This window comes from Marcopretia estuarina LEGE 06307 (assembly GCF_056633115.1).
The window spans coordinates 1-17,400 of the sequence record NZ_JBSJOY010000004.1; the positions used below are offsets into that span (position 1 = coordinate 1).

14 protein-coding genes, 3 tRNA genes and 3 rRNA genes are annotated in these 17,400 nt (G+C 60.6%); 7 read left to right on the top strand and 13 right to left on the bottom strand.

Annotated elements, in window-relative coordinates:
* Nucleotides 1-63 precede the first annotated feature (63 nt).
* The 7 genes from rrf to petB form a co-directional block, all read right to left on the bottom strand.
* Nucleotides 64-180: ribosomal RNA gene (gene rrf / locus ACWJI3_RS09670) — 5S ribosomal RNA — on the bottom strand.
* A 162-nt stretch (nt 181-342) separates the two neighbouring features.
* Nucleotides 343-3,218, bottom strand: a 23S ribosomal RNA gene (locus ACWJI3_RS09675).
* Between the two features lie 487 nt (nt 3,219-3,705).
* Nucleotides 3,706-3,778 (bottom strand) — tRNA-Ala (locus ACWJI3_RS09680).
* 9 nt (nt 3,779-3,787) lie between these two features.
* Nucleotides 3,788-3,861 (bottom strand) — tRNA-Ile (locus ACWJI3_RS09685).
* A 263-nt stretch (nt 3,862-4,124) separates the two neighbouring features.
* Nucleotides 4,125-5,610, bottom strand: a 16S ribosomal RNA gene (locus ACWJI3_RS09690).
* The 16S, 23S and 5S rRNA genes sit together here with 2 tRNA genes alongside, the layout of an rRNA operon.
* A 1,432-nt stretch (nt 5,611-7,042) precedes the next feature.
* Entirely contained in the window at nt 7,043-7,525 is a 483-nt protein-coding gene (gene petD, locus ACWJI3_RS09695) for a cytochrome b6-f complex subunit IV (protein ID WP_094514044.1), read from the bottom strand.
* A gap of 59 nt (nt 7,526-7,584) precedes the next feature.
* A complete protein-coding gene (gene petB, locus ACWJI3_RS09700; RefSeq protein ID WP_094514048.1) occupies nt 7,585-8,259 on the bottom strand; it encodes a cytochrome b6 in 675 nt (224 codons plus the stop codon).
* 69 nt (nt 8,260-8,328) lie between these two features.
* Here petB and ctpZ point away from each other — a divergent pair, with 69 nt between their 5' ends.
* From ctpZ to ACWJI3_RS09715, 3 genes are read left to right on the top strand one after another with little or no spacing between them, the layout of a single operon-like run.
* A complete protein-coding gene (gene ctpZ / locus ACWJI3_RS09705) occupies nt 8,329-9,537 on the top strand; it encodes a carboxyl-terminal processing protease CtpZ (protein ID WP_369803094.1) in 1,209 nt (402 codons plus the stop codon).
* Nucleotides 9,538-10,809, top strand: coding sequence for an HD domain-containing protein (locus ACWJI3_RS09710; RefSeq protein WP_094514053.1), 1,272 nt, complete (start codon nt 9,538-9,540; stop codon nt 10,807-10,809). It abuts the gene before it with no gap.
* Nucleotides 10,810-10,832: 23 nt separating this feature from the next.
* Complete coding sequence (locus ACWJI3_RS09715; protein ID WP_480203596.1) at nt 10,833-11,555, top strand: septum site-determining protein MinC; 723 nt, start codon at nt 10,833-10,835, stop codon at nt 11,553-11,555.
* Between the two features lie 53 nt (nt 11,556-11,608).
* On the opposite strand, the gene ACWJI3_RS09720 is transcribed toward ACWJI3_RS09715, so the two are convergent.
* Genes ACWJI3_RS09720 through ACWJI3_RS09730 form a run of 3 tightly spaced genes read right to left on the bottom strand, consistent with a single transcriptional unit; the run spans nt 11,609 to nt 13,766 of the window.
* On the bottom strand, nt 11,609-12,196 hold the full coding sequence (locus ACWJI3_RS09720; RefSeq protein ID WP_259730080.1) for a chromate transporter: 588 nt from the start codon (nt 12,194-12,196) through the stop codon (nt 11,609-11,611).
* A gap of 8 nt (nt 12,197-12,204) precedes the next feature.
* Nucleotides 12,205-12,807: a chromate transporter gene (locus ACWJI3_RS09725; RefSeq protein WP_233133097.1), complete on the bottom strand. Its 603-nt coding sequence runs from the start codon at nt 12,805-12,807 to the stop codon at nt 12,205-12,207.
* Nucleotides 12,807-13,766 carry a phospholipase D-like domain-containing protein gene (locus tag ACWJI3_RS09730; RefSeq protein WP_233133098.1) on the bottom strand — a complete coding sequence of 320 codons (960 nt, stop codon included), beginning with the start codon at nt 13,764-13,766 and terminating at the stop codon, nt 12,807-12,809. The genes ACWJI3_RS09725 and ACWJI3_RS09730 overlap by 1 nt, the downstream gene beginning before the upstream one ends.
* 161 nt (nt 13,767-13,927) lie before the next feature.
* Here ACWJI3_RS09730 and minD point away from each other — a divergent pair, with 161 nt between their 5' ends.
* From minD to ACWJI3_RS09750, 4 genes are all read left to right on the top strand, one after another.
* Complete coding sequence (minD, locus tag ACWJI3_RS09735; protein WP_094514061.1) at nt 13,928-14,746, top strand: septum site-determining protein MinD; 819 nt, start codon at nt 13,928-13,930, stop codon at nt 14,744-14,746.
* A gap of 6 nt (nt 14,747-14,752) precedes the next feature.
* Nucleotides 14,753-15,058, top strand: coding sequence for a cell division topological specificity factor MinE (gene minE / locus ACWJI3_RS09740; RefSeq protein ID WP_094514062.1), 306 nt, complete (start codon nt 14,753-14,755; stop codon nt 15,056-15,058).
* Nucleotides 15,059-15,157: 99 nt separating this feature from the next.
* Entirely contained in the window at nt 15,158-15,403 is a 246-nt protein-coding gene (locus ACWJI3_RS09745; protein ID WP_480203597.1) for a response regulator transcription factor, read from the top strand.
* 11 nt (nt 15,404-15,414) lie between these two features.
* Nucleotides 15,415-15,486 (top strand) — tRNA-Thr (locus tag ACWJI3_RS09750).
* A 193-nt stretch (nt 15,487-15,679) separates the two neighbouring features.
* Here ACWJI3_RS09750 and ACWJI3_RS09755 read toward each other — a convergent pair.
* The 3 genes from ACWJI3_RS09755 to prmC are packed head-to-tail and all read right to left on the bottom strand — an operon-like array spanning nt 15,680 to nt 17,392.
* Entirely contained in the window at nt 15,680-15,838 is a 159-nt protein-coding gene (locus ACWJI3_RS09755; RefSeq protein WP_198948317.1) for a hypothetical protein, read from the bottom strand.
* Nucleotides 15,839-15,845: 7 nt separating this feature from the next.
* On the bottom strand, nt 15,846-16,475 hold the full coding sequence (locus ACWJI3_RS09760; RefSeq protein WP_480203598.1) for an L-threonylcarbamoyladenylate synthase: 630 nt from the start codon (nt 16,473-16,475) through the stop codon (nt 15,846-15,848).
* Nucleotides 16,475-17,392 (bottom strand): peptide chain release factor N(5)-glutamine methyltransferase, encoded by a 918-nt coding sequence (gene prmC, locus ACWJI3_RS09765; RefSeq protein ID WP_480203599.1) that lies wholly within the window; start codon nt 17,390-17,392, stop codon nt 16,475-16,477. The genes ACWJI3_RS09760 and prmC overlap by 1 nt, the downstream gene beginning before the upstream one ends.
* Nucleotides 17,393-17,400: the final 8 nt, after the last annotated feature.

The following is a 17,400-nucleotide window of genomic DNA, read 5'->3' on the forward strand; positions in this document are numbered from 1 at the left end:
GATTCATCATCATCAGATGACAAGCTCGATCAAAGCAAAACTTGGTAGGAATGAAAAGTTTTATCCTGGCATTGAGCTATTTTTGCAGGAAGCTACCCTCCAACTATCTTCGCCGCTACTGCGTTTCACAACCGAGTTCGAGATGGATCGGAGTGGGGCCACAGTGCCATGAACACCAGGAAATAGACTTTTCATCCTCAGGTGAACCCTGAGAACTGCATAAGCTAGTCATCCTATCGGAGTTATCTCATTGCTGACAAGCGCAAGCCTGCTGCAATGAGTCTTCTCAAGGTGACGTCTGGAAACAATGCATCCCTGGTCTCCTCAGCAAGGAGCCAAGTGTTGGTCAAGCCCTCGGTCTATTAGTACTCCTCCGCTTCACCTGTTACCAAGCTTCCACGTAGAGCCTATCAACGGGTGTTCTTCCCGTGACCTTACTGGCTTAAGCCATGAGAACACTCATCTTGAGGTGGGCTTCCCACTTAGATGCTTTCAGCGGTTATCCTCTCCGCACATGGCTACCCAGCGTTTACCGTTGGCACGATAACTGGTACACCAGAGGTGCGTTCCTCCCGGTCCTCTCGTACTAGGGAGAACTCCTCTCAATGTTCTTACGCATGCACCGGATATGGACCGAACTGTCTCACGACGTTCTGAACCCAGCTCGCGTACCGCTTTAATGGGCGAACAGCCCAACCCTTGGGACCGACTTCAGCCCCAGGTTGCGATGAGCCGACATCGAGGTGCCAAACCTCCCCGTCGATGTGAACTCTTGGGGGAGATCAGCCTGTTATCCCTAGAGTAACTTTTATCCGTTGAGCGACGGCCCTTCCACTCAGAACCGTCGGATCACTAAAGCCGACTTTCGTCCCTGTTCGACTTGTAGGTCTCACAGTCAAGCTTGCTTCTGCTTTTACACTCGTCGGCTGATTTCCAACCAGCCTGAGCAAACCTTTGCGCGCCTCCGTTACCTTTTAGGAGGCGACCGCCCCAGTCAAACTGCCCACCTGATACTGTCCAGCCCCCGGATAACGGGTGGCTGTTAGAACCCTAGCTCTGAAAGAGTGGTATCTCACCGTTGACTCCGCATGACCCGCAAGCCATGCATCAATGTCTCCCACCTATCCTGCGCATTCAGAGCCCGGGCACAATACCAAGCTACAGTAAAGCTTCATAGGGTCTTTCTGTCCGGGTGCACGTAGTCCGCATCTTCACAGACAATTCTATTTCGCCGAGCCTCTCTCCGAGACAGCGCCCAGATCGTTACGCCTTTCGTGCGGGTCGGAACTTACCCGACAAGGAATTTCGCTACCTTAGGACCGTTATAGTTACGGCCGCCGTTCACCGGGGCTTCAGTCGCCAGCTTCGCTTTCGCTGACCAGCTTCCTTAACCTTCCGGCACTGGGCAGGCGTCAGCCCCCATACATCGTCTTGCGACTTAGCGGAGACCTGTGTTTTTGGTAAACAGTCGCCTGGGCCTCTTCACTGCGACCACCTTGCGGTGGCACCCCTTCTCCCGAAGTTACGGGGCCATTTTGCCGAGTTCCTTAGAGAGAGTTACCTCGCGCCCCTCGGTATTCTCTACCACCCCACCTGTGTCGGTTTCGGGTACAGGCCGTCATGCCTTAACGGGTATAGGGCTTTTCTTGGAAGCTTGACATCACCCACTTCGCTGCCGTAGCAGCTCGTACTCACGCCTCAGCTCGGGATGTTTTCACCACCCCTCAACGCCTCGAACGCTTGAACCAGTAACCAACATCTGGCTGGGCTAGCCTTCTCCGTCCCCCTTCCCAAAACATGACAGGTACAGGAATGTTGACCTGTTGTCCATCGACTACGCCTTTCGGCCTCGCCTTAGGTCCTGACTAACCCTCCGCGGACGAGCCTGCCGGAGGAACCCTTAGGGTTTCGGGGCATGGGATTCTCACCCATGTTTTCGCTACTCAAGCCGACATTCTCACTTCCATGCAGTCCACGGCCGCTTACGCTAACGCTTCACCCCACATGGAACGCTCCCCTACCATTTAACAAGTTAAATCCGCAGCTTCGGTACAATGCTTAGCCCCGTTCATTTTCGGCGCAGGATCGCTCGACCAGTGAGCTATTACGCACTCCTTTGAGGATGGCTGCTTCTGGGCAAACCTCCTGGTTGTCTGGGCAATCCCACCTCCTTTATCACTCAGCATTGATTTGGGGACCTTAGCTGGCGGTCTGGGCTGTTTCCCTTTCGACCATGGAGCTTATCCCCCACAGTCTGACTGCCTAGTTTCACACAGGGTATTCAGAGTTCGTCTCGATTTGGTACCGCTCTCGCAGCCCGCACCGAAACGGTGGCTTTACCCCCCTGCTATAGCACTAGACGCTACGCCTCAACGTATTTCGGGGAGAACCAGCTAGCTCCGGGTTCGATTGGCATTTCACCCCTAACCACAGCTCATCCGCTGATTTTTCAACATCAGTCGGTTCGGACCTCCACTTGGTATCACCCAAGCTTCATCCTGGCCATGGTTAGATCACCCGGGTTCGGGTCTATAAACACTGACGATCGCCCTATTCAGACTCGCTTTCGCTATGGCTCCACCATTCCCGGTTTAACCTGCCAGTGCCTATAAGTCGCCGGCTCATTCTTCAACAGGCACGCGGTCACCCGATCAGTCGGGCTCCCACTGCTTGTAAGCTCACGGTTTCATGTTCTATTTCACTCCCCTCCCGGGGTTCTTTTCACCTTTCCCTCGCGGTACTGTTGCGCTATCGGTCACACAGGAGTACTTAGCCTTACGAGGTGGTCCTCGCAGATTCACACGGAATTCCACGTGCTCCGTGCTACTCGGGATACAGCTAGGCCAGTTTCGCTTTCGTGTACGGGGCTTTCACCCTCTATGGCGCGCCATTCAAACGCTTCCACTAACGTCCCTGGTCCACGTTGCTGTCCCACAACCCCGATGGTCGAAACCATCGGTTTAGGCTCTTCCCCGTTCGCTCGCCGCTACTTAGGGAGTCGTTTTTACTTTCCTTTCCTCCAGCTACTAAGATGTTTCAGTTCGCTGGGTTGGCTCGAGCCGCCCTATGTATTCAGGCGGCCGTTCTAGGGGTTGCCCCATTCGGAAATTCCCGGATCAAAGCGTGTTTCCAGCTCCCCGAGACTTATCGCAGGTAACCACGTCCTTCATCGCCTCTGTGTGCCAAGGTATCCACCGTGAGCCCTTTGTAGCTTGACCAATGTATCCCAACATTGCATTGCTGCCTTGAATCGCAGATTCTCTCGGATTCACCTCTTCATGACAAAATAAAGACAATTTTCATTGCCTTTGCCTTTGTCATGAACGGTTTGAATGCCAAAATCAAACCTCTCCCATCTCGGCGATGCTTGAGGAACAATGCTGGGTCTCGGCTCTTGCTCAAGAACTTCTCGATTCACGCTTCAAAAGTTTCTCTCGAAACCTTTCAGCAAAAATCGAGCATCCATGAGATGCTTTCATTTCCAGACTTTACTTATGCAGTTGTCAAGGTTCTGCTGAACATCAGAGCATGAATCCAGACTTCTCAGTCTCCATTCATGCTGCTAGAGCTCAGCGTCTTTTCAACTGGATGGCAATTCCATCTCAAATGAAAAGAAGCTGAATTCTTGATCAGCGGACATGTCTCGTCACACCGTGGCATGGCTCGGGTTCCTCCTCCTGCTTTCGCTGTGAAGGGTTTGGTCAGTGGAGGTTAGCGGACTCGAACCGCTGACATCCTGCTTGCAAAGCAGGCGCTCTACCAACTGAGCTAAACCCCCAAACACGAATGGGCCATCCTGGACTTGAACCAGGGACCTCACCCTTATCAGGGGTGCGCTCTAACCACCTGAGCTAATGGCCCAGGAGTTTTACCTTTCCATTAAGCTCCTCCCTTTCGGGATTCACTCGCTGTGGGGTGTGACCTAGACAAAGTTTAGGAACTGAAAAGACGCCTCAGACAAGTCTTCAATCACATCCATCGCTGGATATAATTTCTGCTTTCTGATTTGTCAGCTGAGGTACCGATCGACCTTCGAGATGACAGGATTGTGGCCTAAGACAAAGTTGCTACTTAGATTTTCATCCTCATAGCGCTCAGACATCACAATCAGTTTTGTCTCCCTGTTAGGAGGTGATCCAGCCGCACCTTCCGGTACGGCTACCTTGTTACGACTTCACCCCAGTCATCAGCCCCACCTTCGGCGTCCTCCTCCCTTACGGGTTGGAGTAACGACTTCGGGCATGGCCAACTTCCATGGTGTGACGGGCGGTGTGTACAAGGCCCGGGAACGTATTCACCGCAGTATGCTGACCTGCGATTACTAGCGATTCCTCCTTCACGTAGGCGAGTTGCAGCCTACGATCTGAACTGAGCCACGGTTTATGGGATTTGCTAGCTCTCGCGAGTTTGCTGCCCTTTGTCCGTAGCATTGTAGTACGTGTGTAGCCCAGGATGTAAGGGGCATGATGACTTGACGTCATCCACACCTTCCTCCGGTTTATCACCGGCGGTCTCTCTAGAGTGCCCAACTAAATGCTGGCAACTAAAGACGTGGGTTGCGCTCGTTGCGGGACTTAACCCAACATCTCACGACACGAGCTGACGACAGCCATGCACCACCTGTCACTGCGCTCCCGAAGGCACTCCCAAGTTTCCAAGGGATTCGCAGGATGTCAAACCCTGGTAAGGTTCTTCGCGTTGCATCGAATTAAACCACATACTCCACCGCTTGTGCGGGCCCCCGTCAATTCCTTTGAGTTTCACACTTGCGTGCGTACTCCCCAGGCGGAACACTTAACGCGTTGGCTACGACACCGAGGGGGTCGATTCCCCCGACACCTAGTGTTCATCGTTTACGGCCAGGACTACAGGGGTATCTAATCCCTTTCGCTCCCCTGGCTTTCGTCCATGAGCGTCAGTTATGGCCCAGCAGAGCGCCTTCGCCACTGGTGTTCTTCCCGATATCTACGCATTTCACCGCTACACCGGGAATTCCCTCTGCCCCTACCACACTCTAGCCCAGCAGTTTCCATTGCCTGGATGGAGTTAAGCTCCACTTTTTAACAACAGACTTGCTGGGCCGCCTGCGGACGCTTTACGCCCAATAATTCCGGATAACGCTTGCCACTCCCGTATTACCGCGGCTGCTGGCACGGAATTAGCCGTGGCTTATTCCTCAAGTACCGTCATGTCTTCTTCCTTGAGAAAAGAGGTTTACAGCCCAGAGGCCTTCGTCCCTCACGCGGCGTTGCTCCGTCAGGCTTGCGCCCATTGCGGAAAATTCCCCACTGCTGCCTCCCGTAGGAGTCTGGGCCGTGTCTCAGTCCCAGTGTGGCTGATCATCCTCTCAGACCAGCTACTGATCGAAGCCTTGGTGCGCCATTACCACACCAACTAGCTAATCAGACGCGGGCTCATCCTCAGGCGAAACTCATTTCACCTCTCGGCATATGGGGTATTAGCGGCCGTTTCCGGCCGTTATCCCCCTCCTGAGGGCAGATTCCCACGCGTTACTCACCCGTCCGCCACTAGCCCGAAGGCTCGTTCGACTTGCATGTGTTAAGCACGCCGCCAGCGTTCATCCTGAGCCAGGATCAAACTCTCCGTTGTATTCACTGTTCCTTTAAATCAATTCATCAAAGCCTTTAGCTTTCGCTAAACTCTTAAACTCATCGATCGCAAACAATGCCGTCGACGCCCAAAATCATCAACCTCTTCAAAACCACACTCGCGTATCGCTTCTTCAAAGCTCATGCTTTCAGTCGTGACCTCCTTCCTTGGAAGGGTTCGAGAGCGCATCTACAATCAAGCAATCTTGCTTTCGCCTCATTGCTCAATGTTCAATGACTTTCCAAATCACTCAGATCCGGTCGCTTCCTCGTAAACCGAAACTTGCATCCCTATTCGCATCGTGAGAACGCAAATAGAAACATCTCAGCTCACTCAGTCGCTTGTTTCTTTTTGACGGGACCTCACACCTTTGCTGCACGTTCGTCACTCCCTCCAAAGGCAGCGCTTCCGCGCTCTCCTCCTTCAGTCATGACGCAGCAAAAGCGTCAGTTCCTAAACTTTTTAGTTGTCCAGGTGCGCCTCCCCCTTCTTCAGGGTTCGGCTCTCGCGGCTTCCTCAGCCGCTTTCAAAACTTACAGCATCGTCGGCTCGCGCCTCCTTCTCCGTAAGCCCTGCAGCGCTCGCCTCTCGGCTCCCGCGCAGTCCAAAAAACTAGCACACAAACTCACCCCCCCGCTTCAACCAAGGCCTCCGCCCATGGCGCGAAGCGTGCCAGCTGCTCGCTATTGCTCGCCGCAAGCACCGGAAAGTCTGTGCTCGCAAGGCTTTCGCCTGCTACTAGAGCGGTGGGACTGCGTTGCAGCCACTGCTCTCAACGAGCCGCAGGAGCCATTGCGAAACGGGCCGAACCGTCCACTGTGAACTTTTGCAACAGTCACGCGGCCCCTTGGCTCACGGTTGCGCTGGCCGCGCTTGAAGCCACGAGAGAAGACAGCAGGTGCCACACGAAGGCAACGACTCCGCTCAGACCTCTCCAGCGCAGGCCCTCCTGGTGGAGCTGAGAGGAGACGGTTCGCTCCAGAGGCCGAGCACAAGCTCTTCGGACGTAGCCGTTCCAAGCCCCATCGCCTTCCAGCTTCCAATCCCCGCTCCGCTACTCCGCTTCTCACCACCCGGGGGCCGGCTTGCTGAACGCGACGGACGGATACGGCCCAGAAGCCCGCAGCCATAGGGAGGGCCAGTGTGCTCAGGAAGGTGCGTTCAAAGCCGTGAGCAGCCTTAGCCTCAATCGGACCTCTGCCCCTGGGAGGCCTTCGAGCAGCAGAGTGTGGCTGTCACTACAGACGCGCTACCGAGAGGCACACCCATGTCTGCCCAGGCCAGAGCAAAACCGAGGCAACAGAGGCGATAGCAGTTGCTGGCCTGCCTCAAGAGAGAAGAAGGCCCAGGAACTGCCAGCGGACCGTTCTCCCATAAAAAAAGCCGCGGCTGATGCCGCGGCGAGGGAGTATTGGCTGAGCTCGGAAGAGGCTCAGAACAGACCAAGGGTGAGGGACTTGTCAATCGGCATGGCGGCACCGATGCCAAGGTAAATCGTGAAAGCAGTACCAAAAAGGAAGGCACCCATGGCCACAGGGCGGCGGAAGGGGTTCTGGAACTTGTTGAAGCTCTCAATAAAAGGAATGAGCATCAAGCCGAGGGGCACCATCGTTTGAAGAGCGATGCCGAGCAGCTTGTTGGGGACAACCCTCAGAATCTGGAAGACGGGATAGAGGTACCACTCGGGGAGAATTTCCAGAGGAGTGGCAAATGGATCGGCTTTGTCGCCCAGCATGGCTGGATCGAGGACAGCGAGCCCAACAACGCACGCGATGGTGCCAAGGATCACCACTGGGAAGATGTAGAGGAGATCGTTGGGCCAAGCGGGCTCGCCGTAGTAGTTGTGCCCCATGCCCTTGGCGAGCTTGGCGCGGAGCTTGGGATCGCTCAGATCAGGCTTCTTGAGGATGTGCATGGAGGGGACCTAGTGAGGGCGGCGGAAAGCAGAGAGCAGGGGCAAGAAACAGGCAGAGATCACAAGGGACCGGAAATGCCTTGCTTACGGATCATCAGGAAGTGCATGAGCATGAAGACCGCAAGCAGCCAGGGCATGACGAAGGTGTGAAGGCTGTAGAAGCGGGTAAGAGTGGACTGACCGACGCTTTCACCACCACGGAGCAGCTCAACCATGAAGTCGCCAACCACAGGGACGGCGGCAGGAACACCGGAAACAATCTTGACGGCCCAATAACCCACCTGATCCCAAGGGAGGGAATAGCCGGTGACCCCGAAAGAAACTGTGATGACGGCCATGGTGACGCCGGTGATCCAGGTGAGCTCACGGGGACGCTTGAAGCCGCCAGTGAGATACACGCGGAACACGTGAAGAATGAGCATCAGCACCATCATGCTGGCGCTCCAGCGATGCACTGAGCGGATCAGCCAACCGAAGCTGACATCCGTCATGAGGTACTGAACCGAGGCATACGCCTCAGCGACGGTGGGCTTGTAATAGAAGGTCATCGCGAAGCCGGTGGCAAACTGGATCAGAAAGCACACCAGGGTGATGCCGCCGAGGCAATAGAAAATGTTGACGTGGGGCGGCACGTATTTGGAGGAGATATCGTCTGCGATCGCCTGGATCTCCAGACGCTCCTCAAACCAGTCGTACACAGGGGACGACTTGGCAGCCGGAGACGAGTTCGCCATGCAGCAGGGGACGGTGGGTTGCGAGAGTCTACCGATTGCCGTGGACCGGTCGTGATTGCTGGCAGGCCTCTGAAACAGAGGGCATGGGCCTTGGTGTCGGCGGCCTCTTTGGCCCTGATTCTGCTGGGGTGCCCGCCCCCCGTGCAGGCCCTCAACGACGCGCAGCAACTGGTGGTGGAGGCCTGGCGCCTCGTGAACCAGAGCTATGTGGACCCCGAGCGCTTCGAGGCTGTGCACTGGCGCCAGTTGCGCCAGCAGGCCCTTGAACAGAGGATCGAAAGCAGTGGTGAGGCCTACGACGCCATCGCCGCCATGCTGGCCCCGCTGGGTGACCCCTACACACGGTTCCTCAGCCCATCTGACTACGCCGCTCTTCGTTCAAGCACCAAGGGGAGCGTCAGCGGGGTGGGCCTGCAGCTTGGGACGGTGGGCAACGACCAGACCATCGTGGTGATTGCGCCCCTGGATGGCTCACCGGCTGCCGAGGCGGCCATCGGCACCGGCAGTGCACTGCTTGAAGTGGAGGGGCAAAGCTGCGCCTCACTCGGTCTGGAGGCCACAGCGGCACGGCTGCGGGGACCGGCTGGAAGCCGGGTTCAGCTGCTGGTGCGCTCACCCGAAGGCGTGGAACGGCAGCTGCTGCTGGAACGCAGAACCGTTGACCTGCAACCCGTGCGGCAGCGCGAGTTCAATGCGCAGGGCCACCGGCTTGGGTACCTGCGCATCAGCCAGTTCAGCGAGCAGGTGCCCGAACAGGTGCGCGACACCCTCACTGCCTTCGACAGCCATGGCGTGGAAGGGCTTGTGCTGGACCTGCGCAACAACTCCGGCGGACTGGTGGATGCCGGAGTTGCCGTAGCCGGCGCCTTGCTGGATGGCCAGCGGATCGTGGAAACCCGCACCCGCAGCGGCCTGAGCGAAGAGAGGCAGGCCCCTCCCGGCCAACTGTTCCGCGGGCCGATGCTCACGCTGGTGAATGGCGGCACAGCCAGTGCCAGTGAGATCCTGGCCGGGGCTCTCCAGGACGATGGACGTTCGGAGCTGCTGGGTAGCCGCACCTTCGGGAAAGGGCTGATTCAGACACTGATCGGGCTGGGCGACGGCAGTGGCCTCACGGTGACCGTGGCCCGCTACGTGACCCCCAGCGGCCGCGACATCCAAAGCCTGGGCATCACCCCCGATCAGCCCCTGCCCGAGCCGGAACCGCTCAACCCCGGCGGAGAGGACGACACCTGGCTGGCGGAAGCGGCCGCGACGCTCGCCGGGGAGTTGGCCTGAATGAAACGCACCCGCACGTATCACGATCCCCTGCATGGGGCCATTCGCCTCGACCGTGACAATCCAGCCGAAGCGCTGGCCATGGAACTGGTCGATACCGTGCCGTTTCAACGGCTGCGCCGCATCCGCCAGCTGGGGCCCGCCTTTCTGACCTTCCACGGAGCTGAATCCAGCCGCTTCACCCATTCCCTCGGGGTGCTCCATCTGGTCCGTCGCGCCCTGGCGGAACTCACTCCCCAGGCTCCCGATCTGCTCGAAGCCCAGGGCGTTCTGTATGCCGCGGCCCTGCTGCACGACGTGGGCCATGGCCCGCTCAGCCACTCGGGCGAGGAGATGTATGGGTTAAGGCACGAGCGCTGGTCGGCCCGGCTGGTGCGCGAGCACCCGGATCTGCGCGGCCCGATGGAGCAGTTCGCTCCCGGCACCGCCGAGGCTGTGGCCAGCCTGCTGGAAGAGGGCAGCCACCCGCATCCCTCGATCGCGGCGCTGGTGAGCAGCCAGCTCGACTGTGACCGCCTCGACTACCTGCTGCGGGACAGCCACAGCACCGGAACCTGCTTCGGACAGCTGGACCTCGACCGCCTGCTGGCCGCCCTGACCCTGGCCCCCGACCGCAGCCTTGCCATCCATCCCAAAGGCCTGATGGCAGTGGAGCACTACCTGGTGGTGCGCAATCTGATGCACCGCAGCGTGTACAACCACCGCCTCAACGTGGTCTGCAACTGGCTGCTGCGGCAGCTGATCCTGGCCGCCCGCGACGCTCGCCCCGATCAGGTGTTTGCCGATGCGGTGATGGCCCGCTGGCTGTGGGAACCGGCGGCGCTGGATGTCTCCACCTATCTGGCCAACGATGACGTACGCACCGGGTACCACCTGCTCCGCTGGGCCGAGGACGGACCTGAGCCCCTGCGGCAGCTGAGCGCTCGCCTGCTGGAGCGCAGGCTGTTGAAGGCCCTTGACGTGAGCGCCCTGCCAGCGCAAGGCCGGTTGGAGCTGCTGGCGCTGGCCCAGCGCCACGCTGCCGCCGCCGGCCTCGACCCACGGGTGTGTTGCGGGCTCGATCAGCGCCAGAGCCGTGGGTATCACCCATACAAAGGTGGGCTGCGGCTATGGGACGGTCACACGCTCGAAGCGCTTGAGGAGCGATCGCCATTGGTGAGCAGCCTGGTCAAACCGGTGGAGCTGTGTTGGCTGATCCATCCGGCTGAGGTCAACGCGCAGCTGAGGCAAGCGCTCCGGCAGCGATCGGCTGAATCGAGACCTCCTGGGTAAGTTGTCCTCCTTCGCCCGCACCGATGGCTGCCGTTCTGATTGCGGCTTCAGCGCCCGGCCTCGCCCATCAGATGCTGCTGCCGGCCTCCCCTGACGGAGCAGCCACTGCCTTTCAGAACGTGCGCCTCGCTCTGGGGCACAGACCACCGCAGGGGCCGGTGGTGCTGCAGAGCGGAACCTGGCAGCTGGATCTGCCGCAGCTGCGCGAGCTCCAGGGGTTGTTCCGCAGCCATGGCCTGAAGCTTTGCAGGGTGGAGGGGCGGTGCGAGGAAACGCTGGTGGCGGCGGCGGCGATCGGACTTGCCGTTGTCTCCAGCCGCAGCTCGGAAGAAGGGTCAGGCGCGGCGGGGAACAGCGACAGCCAGGCGAACGGCACCGTCGCAGGGCTGCCCGGCAGCGACGGACTCAGCCTGCATCGCGGCACGCTGCGCGCCGGGGACCACGTGGAGGTGGGGGGATCGCTGCTGGTGCTGGGGGATGTGAACCCGGGCGCCCGTGTACGCGCCGCGGGTCATGTGCTCGTGTGGGGACGGCTGCGGGGCATTGCCCATGCGGGCTGCGAAGGGGATGCAAACGCCAGGATCGTGGCCTTGCACCTGCGGCCTCTGCAGTTGCGGATCGCCGATGCCGTGGCCCGCGGGCCCGAAGATCAACCACCGCTGGGCTTCTGCGAGCAGGCCACGCTGGTGGCAGGAAGCATTCGGATCGATCCGGCGGAACCGTTCTGGCCGGTGACGGAGGCCTGAAGATCCCTTGGCTGGCACGTTTTCGGGGACAGCACTGACGAACAGCAAGCTCATCAGCGGTTGATGATCCCCAGCCCGCCCAAAAGGCCCGCCACCCCCATGAACCACAGCGGCGAAAGGCGCGTGCGCAGCATGAGGAAGCACACCACAATCGAAACGAGATAACCCGGAACCCCGTGGTTGGCCGTGTTGAGGATCTTGAAGCCCACCACGAAGAGAATGCCCAGGGTGATCGGCCCAAGACCGCGCTCAAATGCCACACGCCAGGGGGAATGCTCCAGGCGTTTCCAGCTGAGGCAGGCGACCACCATCAGCAGCGTGGATGGAATGAGAATGGCCAGTTCAGCGGCGTAGGCACTCACGAGCGCCATCCATGGCCCTTCCTTCCAGGCCGCCCCCATGCCCAGCAACCCCACAATCATTGAGCTGGGGCCCGGGGCCGCCTCCGCCAGCGCGTAGATATCCGAGAACTGGGAATCGGTGAGCCAGCAGAACTGCTCCACACTGATGTGGTGATACTCCGCCAGCAGGGTGTTGCCACCTCCCAGCGAAAACAACGAAAGAGAAAGGAAGGTCCAGATCAGTTGAAGGAAGTCACCCAGTTGAGTGGTGGGAGGGGTCGCGCAGGAAAGCAAGACCAACGGCGAGCTCATGACGGCTCCTGGGCGCTGCTGCGGGGCCAGTACCAGACCATGGCCAGTGGACCCGCCACCAGCACCATCGGAATCAGCCGCACATGGAACACGGCCATCGCCACAAAGGTGAGCGCAGCCAGTAGCAGGGCAACCCGATCTCGCCAGTAGGTGTGCAGGATCTTGAAGCCCATCGACAGGGCCATGCCGGCCGCCGCTGCAACGACCCCGGCCAGCACCCGATCCACGGCCGGGATCTCATGCACCTGGAAATACACGAGGCCGAGCAGCATCAGCAGCGTGAATGGCACCACCAACATGCCGGCAAGAGCCACCAGCGCTCCGACGAGCCCGTGAAAACTGGCGCCGATGTAAACAGCCATGTTGATCTGGTTGGGCCCGGGGAACAGGCGCGCCACGGTGAGGCCGGTGAGGAAGTCCTGGTCGGACATCCAGCGGCGCTGCTCCACCACGATGCGCTGGCTCCAGGCCGAAAGGCCACCGCCAAAGGAGGAGAGCGCGACCTGCAGCATGCCGATGAACAGCTGACGGAGGCCGGGGGGTGGCGCCAGCCCGGCAGGGCACGGAATCGGGTGCGGTTCGGGAGCAGACGCAGGCATCAATCGTGCACGAAGTGGGGATCAGGGGGGAGTTCACCCAGTTCGTGCAGGCTTGGATTGAGCGGGTCGGGGGCGGCATAGGGGCTGGCCTGCTCCCAGTCGGCTGCGAACGTGGCCTTGAGCCGTTCCACCACGGCCGGGGCATCACACTCGATGCCCAACTCCCGGCGCAGATCGAAGGCGCTGCGGTCGATATTCATGGATCCGGTCTGGGCGGCAATACCATCCATGAGGATCAGCTTGGCGTGCAGCTTGAGATGTTTCTGCCGCCGCACCTTCACACCGAAGCGTTGCATCACCCGCAGCGATGAGAAGGTGTCATAAATGTCCCAGTCACTGATGCCGTGCTTTCCTCCGCAGAGCACACGCACCTTCACCCCCCTTTCGCGGGCCGAAATGATCCGATCGAGGATCACCGCATCCACGAACTTGGGATGCTGGATCCACAGCGTGTTGTTGGCAGCATCCACGATCCGCGCCATCTGGCCGCGGCTGTGCAGACTGCTCCACAGCAGGCCGACCGCCAGATCAGGGGAGAAGAAGGTGCGGTTCCAGTCGGCCTCGAAGCCAGCAATCACCTGCTCCACCACTGCTTTGGCACAGCTCACCACGCCATAGTCGCGCGTCTGGGTGAAGTACTTGTCACTCAGGTTGAAGGTGGCGATCAGGGCCTGCTCGCGGTCCACCACCATCGATTTCTCGTGGGTCACAGGGAAGGCTTCGCTCGTCCAGTTCACCTCCATGCCCCAGTCACACAGGCGCTGGTAGGCGGCATCGTTCCAACGATCGCCGCCGGAAGTGTGAGGATTGAGCATCACCCGCACCTGCACACCACGTTGATGGGCCCGCAGCAAGGCCGCTTCCACCGCTTCCGATTCCAGCTTGAACTGCTTCAGCAGCAGTTGCTCCCTGGCCCCTTCAATGAGCGCCACCACCGCTTCAGCGCCGTCGTCGGGCATGACCAGAAGCCTCTGGTGATGGGGGAGCGGATCCGGCATCGGACAGGTGACAGCACGTGCACCGTTTTACTGGGCTCAGGAGCGTCTCGCCCGCAGCAGCAACGGGTACGGAGGGTGCCGACCACAAGTGGACGTAACCTGCAGGCATCCCTGGCAGCGCCGTGACCTCCGCCTCGAGCCGCACGATCCTCATCTGCTCCGGCAAGGGGGGGGTCGGCAAGACCACCCTCACCGCCAACCTCGGCATCGCCCTGGCCAAACAAGGCGCCAGAACCGCCGTGTTGGATGCCGATTTCGGTCTGCGCAATCTGGATCTCCTGCTCGGCCTCGAAAACCGGATCGTCTACACGGCGCAGGAAGTGCTCGCGGAAACCTGCCGCCTGGAGCAGGCTCTGGTGAAGCACAAGCAGGAGCCGAATTTATCGCTGCTGCCCGCAGGCAACCCACGCATGCTCGAGTGGCTCACGCCCGACGACATGAAGAAGATCGTGGCCATGCTGGAGGAGCGCTTTGATTTCGTACTGATCGACTGCCCGGCCGGCATTGAGGACGGCTTCAAGAATGCGGCGGCCGCCTCCCGCGAAGCCCTGATCGTGACCACTCCGGAAGTGTCCGCGGTGCGGGACGCCGACCGGGTGATCGGCCTGCTGCAGACGCGGGAAATCCAGCCGGTGCAGCTGGTGCTGAACCGGGTGCGGCCAAAGATGATGGCCAATCAGGAGATGCTGGCCGTCGACGACGTGACCGACATCCTCGCCCTGCCGCTGGTGGGCCTGGTGCTGGAGGACGAGCAGGTGATCGTGTCGACCAACCGCGGCGAACCGCTCACGCTCAATGGCAGCCGCTCCCCCGCAGGCCAGGCCTACATGAACGTGGCCAGGCGCCTGCGGGGCGAGGACGTTCCACTGGTGGATCCCACCAAGAAAGCACCAGGGCTGAGGGCCAAGATCGGCCGCTTGATGCAAACCAAGATCTTCTGATCACCGATGACGCTCCGCGAACTCATCGACAAGCTGCTTGGACGTCAACCGGCCAGCGCTGCCACCGCCAAGCAGAGGCTGCAGTTGGTGCTGGCTCACGATCGCAGTGATCTGAATCCTGAATTGCTGGAGCAGATGCGCCGGGAAATCCTTGAAGTGGTGTCGCGCTACGTGGAAATCGATCTGGAGGAAGGCGATGTGAGCCTGGAAACCGAAGACCGCGTGACTGCTCTGGTGGCCAACCTGCCGATCAAGCGGGCCCGCCCCACACCGTTACCTCCACCGCCTGGCACGGCTGCCGCCTCCGCCTGAGCAAGCCAGCGGCTTCAGCCGCTGGCTTGCTCAGGCGGAGTGAAGTGGGAACCAGGGCCAGCAACGAGGGCGAAGCTGCGATTGCGTGGGAACCCTGGCATGAGCCCCACTTCAGCGATGGATCCCTTGCCTGCCACCAGCGAAACCACACTGACTTCACCCGTGCTCACCCCTGCCGAGAGGCGCGTGCTGCACATGTTGAAAGATGGGAGAAGCAACAAAGGCATTGCCGCCGCCCTTACCTTGAGCCACCGCACCGTGGAAAGCCACGTGTCGCACTTGCTGGCAAAAACCGGCTGCAACAACCGGAGCCAGCTGCTGCTGTGGGCTCTGGGGGAGAGATAAGCTCAACGCGTGCCGGCTTAGCTCAGCGGTAGAGCAGCGCTTTTGTAAAGCGAAGGCCATCGGTTCAAATCCGTTAGCCGGCTTCTCTTTGCCCTCAAGCTCACTGCTGTTGGCTTCTGGCCAACAGGTTCCGGCGGCGTGCCGGCCTTCCCGGTGCTGTGCAACAGCATTGCTCCTTGCCGCTTGATGCTGTTTTGCTCTATGCCCAGCAGGACGTCAGCGGCTCAGGAGCAAGACAAGCAACACACGGGGAAGCCCCTCAGCCGACGCCGTCTTTCAGGAGCGCCGGCCCGCCAGCAACCAACCGCCAGCGATCAGCGGCAGCCAGATCCAGCCGCTCAAGGAGAGGAGCGGCGTGAAGGCGCGCAGCACCGGCTCCAGGAGTGCGTCGAATCCCGTGAGCAGGAACACGATCAGCAGGATCAGCCAGAGCATGGCGGCATCATGGCGCGCCGTTGATGGGCATCACAGCCCCACGCCGCAGCACTTCCCAGCGATCGTCCGGATGCCAGCGAAGCACCGTGCTGGCCTGGCCCTCCATCGACGGCCATGGCAGCGGAGCCAGGATCGGCAACCCGCCGAACACCGCAGCCACCTCGACAGGGGTGCGGCAAGGCGGCTCCCCTGAGCGGTTGGCGCTTGTGGTGGCCAGAGGGCCGGTGCGCCGCAGCAGATCCAAAGCCGGGGCACAGGCTGGAATGCGCAGGCCCAGGGAGATTCCCTGCTTGGGCGCACTGGGCTGCAGGGCCTCAACGATCGGGCCGCTCGCCGGCAGCACGAGGGTGACCGCGCCTGGCCAGCAGCGCGCCGCCATCTCCAGCCAGGACGGCTGCAGAGGTTGGTGCAACGCCGCAAACAACAGCTCTGGATCTGCCCCCATGAGGATGAGCGGCTTGCCTTCAGGGCGCTGCTTGAGACGCCAGATCTGGGCGGCCACAAGTGGTTGGGTGGCCAGGGCGGGAAGGGTGTCGGTGGGAAACACCGCTGCTCCGCCACCGACCAGGTGCTGAGCCAGAGCCGCTGGCCCGAGGGTGAGCGGCAGAGAGGAACCAGGAGCAGGCAACGAATCCATCAGTGGGGAATGGGCGGACGGCGGCCCTGGGCAAAGCGGAAATGCCCTTCCAGATCCTTGTGGGCAACAACCGCTTCCAGACCGGCCGCGCTGAGCAGAGCGCACACGGCGGAGGATTGGTCGTGGTGGTGCTCAAGCAGCAGCCAGCCCCCGGGGGCCAGTGCCTGGAGAGCTCCGGCGGCAATCAAGCGAACTGCATCAAGGCCTTCGGCACCGCCATCGAGGGCGAGATGGGGTTCATGCCAGCGCACCACGGGATCGAGCTGGCTCACCTCGGCTGAGGGGATGTAGGGGGGATTGCTCACCACCAGATCGAGCTGCCCCCAGACGGCCTGCAGGGGGTCCCACCAGGACCCTTCCAGCTGTGCGACCCGGCCTTGGACGCGGGCGCGCTGGAGATTGTTGTGCGTGTGGTGAAGCGCCTCCGGGGAGCAATCCACTGCCCATCCCTGAGCCTCTGGGAAAGCCAGCGCCAGCGCCACTGCCAGGCAACCGGAACCGCAGCCAAGATCGGCCCAGCGGCGCGGCCAGCCGGGGGCGAGGGCGCCGGCATGCTCCAAGGCCAGTTCCACCAGCCATTCGGTTTCCTGGCGGGGAATCAGGGCCCCGGGCCCCACAACAAGCTCCAGATCGCGCCAGGGGCATAAGCCCACCAGGTATTGAAGGGGGATGTGCTCGCTCAGATGACGGCGCCAGAGGCGCTCGATCTCGCCGAGGCTGCATCGCAGATCCACGCTGAGCTCAGGCTCAAGCCGCAGGCGATGGCGGCAGCGGCCATCCACTCCGCCGGCGAGATCCAGCAGCCAATCGAAATCTGCGGCAACTCCGCCGAGGCGAAGTTGTTCGCGGCGCCAAGGCCAGAGTTCCTTGCCGCTGAGCCGAATCGGCCGTGGGGAGCCTGTGGATGGGGTTTCCACGGGGGAGA

What these genes read in the sequence shown, in the direction of transcription:
- ACWJI3_RS09745 (WP_480203597.1), top strand. Translation starts at nt 15,158, where the DNA reads ATGAGCCCCACTTCAGCGATGGATCCCTTGCCTGCCACCAGCGAAACC.
- petB (WP_094514048.1), bottom strand. Translation starts at nt 8,259, where the DNA reads ATGGCGAACTCGTCTCCGGCTGCCAAGTCGTCCCCTGTGTACGACTGG.
- ACWJI3_RS09755 (WP_198948317.1), bottom strand. Translation starts at nt 15,838, where the DNA reads ATGCTCTGGCTGATCCTGCTGATCGTGTTCCTGCTCACGGGATTCGAC.
- ACWJI3_RS09725 (WP_233133097.1), bottom strand. Translation starts at nt 12,807, where the DNA reads ATGCCTGCGTCTGCTCCCGAACCGCACCCGATTCCGTGCCCTGCCGGG.
- minE (WP_094514062.1), top strand. Translation starts at nt 14,753, where the DNA reads ATGACGCTCCGCGAACTCATCGACAAGCTGCTTGGACGTCAACCGGCC.
- ACWJI3_RS09760 (WP_480203598.1), bottom strand. Translation starts at nt 16,475, where the DNA reads ATGGATTCGTTGCCTGCTCCTGGTTCCTCTCTGCCGCTCACCCTCGGG.
- petD (WP_094514044.1), bottom strand. Translation starts at nt 7,525, where the DNA reads ATGCACATCCTCAAGAAGCCTGATCTGAGCGATCCCAAGCTCCGCGCC.
- ACWJI3_RS09710 (WP_094514053.1), top strand. Translation starts at nt 9,538, where the DNA reads ATGAAACGCACCCGCACGTATCACGATCCCCTGCATGGGGCCATTCGC.
- ACWJI3_RS09730 (WP_233133098.1), bottom strand. Translation starts at nt 13,766, where the DNA reads ATGCCCGACGACGGCGCTGAAGCGGTGGTGGCGCTCATTGAAGGGGCC.
- ACWJI3_RS09715 (WP_480203596.1), top strand. Translation starts at nt 10,833, where the DNA reads ATGGCTGCCGTTCTGATTGCGGCTTCAGCGCCCGGCCTCGCCCATCAG.